Source organism: Streptomyces sp. NPDC057543 (assembly GCF_042801895.1).
Taxonomy (GTDB): domain Bacteria; phylum Actinomycetota; class Actinomycetes; order Streptomycetales; family Streptomycetaceae; genus Streptomyces.
In genome coordinates this window covers 1-6,718 of sequence record NZ_JBHVFF010000384.1, presented here as the reverse complement: position 1 = coordinate 6,718, position 6,718 = coordinate 1, and the positions used below count along the sequence as shown (strand labels likewise).

The window sequence follows — 6,718 nt, the reverse complement described above, 5'->3', positions numbered from 1 at the left end:
CGCCCATGGCGAGGGACATGACCGCCACCGGGACGAGGGCGTACCGGCGGAGCCCGCGGCTCCTACCGGCCGCTCCGCGCCCGCGCGGACGGAAGGGTCGTGCGGATGCTCGGGCGATGGTTCGCGGCGTGGAGTCCATGGTTCTCGTCTGCTCGCTTCCGCGCCTCCTGAATCGTCCACTCCGGTGCGGGTTCCGGAATCCGGACCGGCGGGAGCGGCGGCCGGAACCGGCGGCGGACGGCACGGGTGCGGACGGTGGGGAATGAGCTACCAGGGCTTTTGGCCAACGCGGAAGGGGGTCCCCTGGCCCTCAAGGCCTTGGGGGAGTGCGTGCTGGGTGCCGGGAGGGGCACCAGCATCTCGGTCAGAGCGACGACCGCCACCAGCACACGTGAGTGGGAGGCTGTGATGTCACCCCGTCTCGACTACGACGCCCGCGAAAACCTGAAGAGGACTTCGATGCCCACCCTCGGCTTCGGCTGGCCGTCATCCCCGGGCCGCCGAGCAGCCCGACATGATCGCCCGGACAAGTCTGGGCCGGAGGCGCCCTCAAGCCTCGTGTCTGCGCCCCTGGCAGTGCCCCGTCAGATCGCCGTCGTCAGGGCTGTGGTTGGCGCTGCTCGGCATGAGGCGCCCGAACTGGTTGCGTTCGCCATGGACTTCCAGTACGCCGACAGTCATGGTTCCGGCGAGTCACCCGCCGGGCGATCTTGTCGACCGGCGTCCTGCGCACTTTGACGTTGCGCCGGTGACATCGCGCTGAACCATTGGGCGAGCGCCACCCTCAGCCGTCCGTCCCGCTGCTCGTTCCCCTCCAGCGCCAGCGGCACCCCTCTTGCATCGGGCAGGCTCGCGCGCAGGAGTACGTACCGCTCCGCTTCGTCGACCGGTCGGCTCTCCTCCTCGTAGCCGCCCTCGACCGTTTGGCGCATCTGACCGGTCTCCTCACCTTCGGTCAGTCTCTTGTGCTCGGCTTCCTGCAGCGCGAGACATACCCGTTTGGTCACGATGAAGGCGAGGAACGGCAGCACGACCAGCGCCGATCGAAGCAACCATGTCAGGGCGTTGAGCGAGATCTCAAATGTGTAGGCCACCACGTCGTTGCCTCCGGCCAGCAACAACACCCCGTAGAAGACGATGCCGGCCACTCCGAATCCGGTGCGCACCGGCCGGTCGCGCGGCCGGTCGCACAGATGTTGCTCACGCCGGTCACCCGTAACCCACGCCTCGAAGAACGGATACGCGTACAGTGCGGCGAACAGCACGAGGGGCAGTAGCAACGCAGGCAGCAGCACGTTCCACATCACGGTGTGACCAGCCACCGTCGTCTCCCACGGCGGCACGAGCCGCAGCGCGCCCTCCAGAAAGCCGACGTACCAATCCGGTTGGGAGCCCGTAGACACGTGGTTGGTCCGGTAGGGACCGTACAGCCAGATCGGATTGATCTGAGCCATCCCACCGAGTACCGACAGCACCCCGAAGACCATGAAGCACAGCCCGCCTGACGTGGCCACGAAGTTGGGGAAGAGCGGCTTGCCCACTGCGTTGCGATTGGTGCGGCCCCGGCCCGCCCATTGGGTGTGCTTCAGGTAGAAGACGAGGATCAGGTGGAGCGTGAGCAGGCCGACGAGCAGCCCCGGCAAAAGCAGGATGTGTACTCCGTACAACCGGGTGATCATGTCCTCGCCAGGGAACTCTGCGCCGAACACGAACATGCTGATGTACGTCCCCACCACCGGGATCGACAGCATGATGCCCTGCGCGATCCGCAGACCGGTGCCCGAGAGCAAGTCGTCGGGGAGGGAGTAGCCGGCGAAACCCTCCGCCAGTGCCAGCAGGAAGAGGGTCACGCCGATCACCCAGTTGACTTCGCGGGGCTTGCGGAACGCCCCGGTGAAGAAGACCCGCAGCAGGTGCACCCCGATCGCAGCAACGAAGACGATCGACGCCCAGTGGTGCACCTGCCGCATGAGCAGCCCCCCACGGACGTCGAAACTGATGCGCAGCGTGGAGTCGAATGCTTGCGACATCCGGGTTCCGTCCAGCGGCATGTACGAGCCGCCGTAGACCACCTCACGCATCTCCGGCTTGAAGAACAGCGTGAGGTACACCCCTGTAAGGATGAGCACGATGAGGCTGTAGAGCGCCAACTCGCCCAGCAGGAAGGACCAGTGGTCCGGAAATGCTTTGCGCAACAGGCTGCCGCCTTCACTGACAGGAAGCCGTGCGTCCAGATTTTCAGCGGCCCGTCCGGCGGCGAACCGTGTGCGCCGCTCCATGGCACGTACCCTCAGCCGGGTCCGCCGGAAGAAAATCATGAGCTGCTCCTGCCCTCCTGGATGCTCCAGCGGTTGGTAAGCCTGCTCGGCGAGGCCAGGCGCATCGGCTGCCCGGTCTGGCGGAGCCTCACACGCCAAGCCGTGCAGCGAGCGTAAGGGCGGCATCGCCAGGGGAGGCGGAGGATTCGTATCGGTGTGTTCGGCGCGTGCCCGCCCGCTCCGTGGAAGCCGATAACCAGGTCTGGTGGCGACTGGGAAGGCCGCCGCGTAGAAGCGCCGGCTCCCGTGGCTCCTTCAATTGGTTCGCCTGCTTCCGCTTTACGAGCGCCGCGGCGAGCTCCGGGCCCGCGGCGTACTTGGTTCGCAATCCCGTGATCGGCTCACTTTCTTCGATCGGCTCGGACAGCTGCTCAACGACAGCGTCGGGCGCCCATGCCGTCTCCGCACTCCGACGTGCCCGCCACGGATATTCGAAGGAGAAGGCTATATGAACGAATCTGCGTCTTTCGGTCTTCCGGAGGAGCTCGCTGTACGCCTCCGGCGTCAGGCATCGCTCGCACCTGGTCCATACGGGCATTTTCTGAGCTCGCGCGGTGGCGGTGTTCCGTCGTCGGGAGGCGATGGCAATAGCATGCGGCGCCGTCGCGAAAATTCTGAGACGGCAGCACGCGCCCGTCCTACCACCGGCGAACGGAGGTCCCACGGATGGCCCACAGCCACCTGGATACGCCAGAAGTTGTGGCGCCGAGCGAGCGCACCGTGGTGGGGAACCGGATCAGGGATTGGCTGACCACGACGGACCATAAAGTCATCGGCAATCTGTACATGGTCACCGCCTTCGGGTTCTTCCTTCTGGCCGGAATGATGGCCATGGTGATGCGGGCCGAGCTGGCGCGTCCTGGGCTCCAGATCGTCAGCAGTGCGCAGTACAACGAGCTGTTCACCATTCACGGCACGATTATGATGTTGCTTTTCGCGACGCCGATGTTCTCTGGATTCGCCAATGCAGTGATGCCCCTGCAAATCGGCGCACCGGACGTCGCTTTCCCTCGTCTCAATGCACTGAGTTACTGGCTTTACCTCTTCGGCGGGCTGATTGTCGTTTCCGGCTTCCTCACCCCCGGTGGGGCAGCCGCTTTCGGGTGGTTCGCCTATGCCCCACTGAACGGACCGGTGTATTCCCCGGGGGCAGGAGGTGATCTGTGGGCGATGGGTTTGGTACTGGCTGGGGTCAGCACCACTCTCGGATCCGTCAACTTCATCGCCACCATCGTGTGTCTGCGCGCCCCAGGAATGACTATGTTCCGCATGCCGATCTTCACATGGAATGTGCTGTTCACTGCCGTTCTCGTGCTGCTGTCCTTTCCTGTCCTAACTGCGGCCCTGTTGGTTTTGGAAGCAGACCGTAAATTCGGCGCTCGCGTCTTTGACCCTGCCAACGGAGGTGCGCTGCTATGGCAGCATCTGTTCTGGTTCTTTGGCCACCCCGAGGTTTACATTGTCGCGGTGCCTTTCTTCGGGGTCGTGACCGAAATCCTTCCGGTCTTCTGCCGAAAGCCTATCTTCGGATACGTAGGAATGGTCGGAGCCACCGCCGCGATCACGGTACTCTCCGCAGTGGTCTGGGCGCATCACATGTTTGCCACGGGTGCCGTGCTCCTGCCTTTCTTCTCCCTGATGTCATTCCTCATCGCCGTCCCGACAGGGGTCAAGTTCTTCAACTGGATCGGCACGATCTGGCACGGGAGCGTATCGTTCGAAACGCCGATGCTCTGGGCATTGGGTTTCCTGGCAACGTTCTTGCTCGGCGGCCTCAGTGGAGTTTTGATCGCCTCCCCGCCATTGGACTTCCATGTCACGGACAGTTACTTCATCGTGGCACACCTGCACTACGTACTGTTCGGCACCGTCGTTTTTTCCATGTTCGGCGGGTTCTACTTCTGGTGGCCGAAGTGGACAGGGCGCATGCTCAATGAGCGTCTGGGCAGGATCCATTTCTGGACCCTGTTCATTGGATTTCAGACCACTTTTCTCGTTCAGCACTGGCTCGGTGAAATGGGCATGCCCAGACGTTACGCCGATTATCTTGCGGCGGACGGCTTCACTCTCTTGAACACGATTTCATCAATCGGTTCTTTTCTGCTGGGTCTCTCCACGCTTCCTTTTCTCTACAACATTTGGCACACCACTCACTATGGATCGAAGGTAACGGTCGACGATCCATGGGGATTCAGTCGTTCCCTGGAATGGGCAACATCCTGTCCGCCGCCGCGACATAATTTCCGTGCACTGCCGCGTGTACGTTCCGACTCGCCAACTTTCGATATGAACCACCCTGAGGTGATGGGGAAGCCCCGAGGTGAACGTGGGCAAGTCAAGCCGACTCCCGACCCGACCGGTGAGGGTATTGCGTGAAGATCGAGGCCTGTCTGTTCGCCGGAGTCGCATTGTTCTTCCTTGTGGCTGATGTGCTCTACGCTGTGTGGTCGAAGGAGCCTGCCGGAGTCGCTGCACTTACCGTGGCTTTCATCATGGCTTCCCTTGTCGCGTTCTACTTCGGCAGCACATACCGGAGGAAGGGAATCCGGGCGGAGGACCGAAAAGATGCCGAGATCCTCGAAAGGTCTGGCGCGCTGGGCTTCTTTCCACCGCATAGCATCTATCCCGTGGTGGTCGCCGCAGGCAGCGCGGTACTGGCCATCGGCGTCGTGTACGGACTGTGGCTGGCGCTGCTCGGATTCGCTGTTCTGGCTGGGGGAGTCTGCGGGCTTGTCTTCCAGTACGCCGGGCGCGAGAGTTGAGAGCAGGGCCAAGGACGGTCCCGGACGGTAGGCGAAGCCGGGCAAACCCAGGTCGGCAAACCGGCCCCGCCAGATGCGCACGGTGTGCACGTGCACTCCGGCCCGCAAGGTGAAGTCCAGCAGGGCGCGGCGTGCGGCATCGGTGGGTGTGGGCGGCGAGCAGGCACTCTGCGCGGATGGGGTCGTGCCGGCGGACCTGCCCTTCGCACCACGCCCGGAACCCATCGCAGAATCTGCCGCAGGGCGCGTGCTTGGTGCCAGTCGGTCTCGCGGCGCACGCGCAGCCAGGTCGAATGGCTGTCAGTAGCGGTCATGGAGATCCTCCAGGGCCGCCCCCTCACGGCGGTCCCGGTAGGGGGCATGGCCGGTGAGGCCGACGGCGAGGTCCTCACCAATAGATTCGATTAGCGCCCGTCCAGGGGCGACCCAGCTCTCGAATCGGCCGCCGATCGCGCTCTCCACCGCCTGCTCGGCCTCGGCCCGGTCCATGCCGGTGGTGGTGAGGAACCGGCGCAGGACCCGCGCGGCCTGTCCGTGCCGGCCCCCTCCGCTCCCGAGTCCAGCGCGAGCGTAACGAGCCGGACGCGGCCCGCTTGAGATACCAGCTACGATCCTCGGGAGAGGCTTCTCGCGGCGGCGCCAGCTCCGCAAAGCGCTGAGTCAGCCTTTCCAACCACCGCAATGGCCCCCTCGGACTCTGTCGAAAACACTCCTACGTTTCGGCCACCGCCGTCCGCAGGAAGTGGTCGCCGTCCTCGGGCTCAGCCAGATCGCCGAGCTCCAGCCAGGAGCCGTCCGCGAAGCGGATGCGGAATGCGGCGAAGCCTCGCGGCTGCCCCAACTCTGCCTCGATGCATGCCTCGTCGGCCCTGAATTCCGCCACGATCTGGAAGTCGTCGGCCCTGGTGGCTGCGAGACGGCGGCGTGGCGAGGCCGCGACACAGATACGGTCCCGGTCCAGCAGGACCAGCCGACGCGGACTGGGTGACTGCGAGAACCAACGCAGCATCAGCTGACCGGCCGCCAGATTCCAGTCGCCATCGAAGATACCGTCCCCGGGACCGCGGTCGCCGGCCGTTGTCTCTGTCCTCCGGCTGGGCTTGCTGCTCCGCAGTCGGCCCGCGAACAGCCGGTCGATCTGCTTCCCGAGCATGTCGATCAGATAGAGCGGGATGATGACGGCACAGAACACCACCGCGCCCACGTACACGATCCAGTGGTGACGGCCCGTCAGTCGCCCCTTGCCCGCCGCCCGGTGCACGTCCTTGGGTGGCTTCGGTATGGCCCGGGGAATGCTGCACCACACCAGGGCCGAGGGTTCCGCACCCAGTATCTGCTTGGCCCTCCGGTGCACCTTGCGCTTCGCCATGCCGTGATCCTAGCTAAGGGCTGTCCCGTAATCCCTGGTGGGCGCACGACGACAGCTACGGCACCTCGCCGCGTTGTCGGAACGCCCGAATACAGCCAGTATTCGAGCGCCCCTCCGCCTTGCGATGCACCGCATCTGACGCCGCGCGCTGATCCACCAGGGATTACGGGACAGCCCTTAGCTTGATCTTTAACCTGTGCGGCGTGGACGCGGGGTCGTTGACTTCTTCGTCCGTCGTTTCGCGGGGCTTGGTTTGCCGACTGTGTGCA

5 protein-coding genes are annotated in these 6,718 nt (G+C 64.3%); 2 read left to right on the top strand and 3 right to left on the bottom strand.

Annotated features, from left to right (window positions below; genetic code table 11):
• Positions 1 to 677 precede the first annotated feature (677 nt).
• Positions 678 to 2,318 carry a cytochrome bc complex cytochrome b subunit gene (locus ACFU8Q_RS37675; protein ID WP_384463512.1) on the bottom strand — a complete coding sequence of 547 codons (1,641 nt, stop codon included), beginning with the start codon at positions 2,316 to 2,318 and terminating at the stop codon, positions 678 to 680.
• A 666-nt stretch (positions 2,319 to 2,984) separates the two neighbouring features.
• Between ACFU8Q_RS37675 and ctaD the strand changes: the two genes are divergently transcribed.
• Together ctaD and ACFU8Q_RS37665 are read left to right on the top strand one after the other, a co-directional pair.
• The gene (ctaD, locus tag ACFU8Q_RS37670; protein ID WP_384463509.1) at positions 2,985 to 4,694 is read left to right on the top strand and encodes a cytochrome c oxidase subunit I; all 1,710 of its coding nucleotides are present in this window, start codon (positions 2,985 to 2,987) and stop codon (positions 4,692 to 4,694) included.
• Entirely contained in the window at positions 4,691 to 5,080 is a 390-nt protein-coding gene (locus ACFU8Q_RS37665; RefSeq protein ID WP_384463506.1) for a cytochrome c oxidase subunit 4, read from the top strand. Before ctaD ends, ACFU8Q_RS37665 begins: the two co-directional genes overlap by 4 nt.
• 300 nt (positions 5,081 to 5,380) lie before the next feature.
• On the opposite strand, the gene ACFU8Q_RS37660 is transcribed toward ACFU8Q_RS37665, so the two are convergent.
• Both ACFU8Q_RS37660 and ACFU8Q_RS37655 read right to left on the bottom strand, forming a co-directional pair.
• Positions 5,381 to 5,569, bottom strand: coding sequence for a hypothetical protein (locus ACFU8Q_RS37660; RefSeq protein WP_384463503.1), 189 nt, complete (start codon positions 5,567 to 5,569; stop codon positions 5,381 to 5,383).
• Positions 5,570 to 5,792: 223 nt separating this feature from the next.
• A complete protein-coding gene (locus tag ACFU8Q_RS37655; protein WP_384463500.1) occupies positions 5,793 to 6,449 on the bottom strand; it encodes a hypothetical protein in 657 nt (218 codons plus the stop codon).
• Positions 6,450 to 6,718: the final 269 nt, after the last annotated feature.

Bases quoted from the DNA above. Each gene is read 5' to 3' on its own strand.
- ACFU8Q_RS37675 (WP_384463512.1), bottom strand. From the start codon at position 2,318: ATGATTTTCTTCCGGCGGACCCGGCTGAGGGTACGTGCCATGGAGCGG.
- ctaD (WP_384463509.1), top strand. From the start codon at position 2,985: ATGGCCCACAGCCACCTGGATACGCCAGAAGTTGTGGCGCCGAGCGAG.
- ACFU8Q_RS37660 (WP_384463503.1), bottom strand. From the start codon at position 5,569: ATGGACCGGGCCGAGGCCGAGCAGGCGGTGGAGAGCGCGATCGGCGGC.
- ACFU8Q_RS37655 (WP_384463500.1), bottom strand. From the start codon at position 6,449: ATGGCGAAGCGCAAGGTGCACCGGAGGGCCAAGCAGATACTGGGTGCG.